Annotated in this window: 1 pseudogene; it reads left to right on the top strand. The window is 53.7% G+C overall.

From position 1 onward, the window contains the following. Positions 1-483 (top strand): annotated as a pseudogene (locus GJV78_RS23225) (hypothetical protein); the annotation flags it as partial. Between the last annotated feature and the right edge of the window lie 111 nt (positions 484-594).

The following is a 594-nucleotide window of genomic DNA, read 5'->3' as shown; positions in this document are numbered from 1 at the left end:
CGGCTGTTTAACGGCGCCTCGTCCCGGCTGCATGTTCTGCAGCTGGATAAATTCCTGAAAATTATTGGCGGTGCCGCAAAGGTATTGGGGATAGTGGCCGGAGCTATTACGGCCGGTTATGATTTTTATCACACTTTTGATGAGGGCTATAAAGGGCATACCGGGCTTGCGGTGGCGTACGGGCTGTCGGGCTTAGCCGGGGCCTGGCTGGTTGCGGCTATTTTCTGGGCCATACCGGTTATCGGCACCATTATTGCCGTTATTATTCTGCTCGGCGCGGCAATCTACCTGGCATTTAATGAGCGCGACAGGATACAGAAGTGGCTGGTGCAGTGCCTGTGGCGTCGAATCCCCGTAAGCTCTAAGTATACTAAAGAAAAACAGGAGGAGTACCGGAACAAGGAGGCCGCGGATCTGCCCATCTGGCCGACCATGGTAATGGAGATGAACGAGCTGAAGCTCGCATTAGGCGCGGAGGCATAAAATGGATAACTACGGACTGTTCCCCAAATTCAGGCTGAACCGGCCGCTGAATGAGGATGAGAAAAAATACCAGCTGAAACAGCATCAGGCCAGCGATCTGGCAGGGCAGAC

The organism is Intestinirhabdus alba (assembly GCF_009711095.1).
Lineage (GTDB): Bacteria > Pseudomonadota > Gammaproteobacteria > Enterobacterales > Enterobacteriaceae > Intestinirhabdus > Intestinirhabdus alba.
This window is presented reverse-complemented; position numbering and strand designations above follow the sequence as displayed.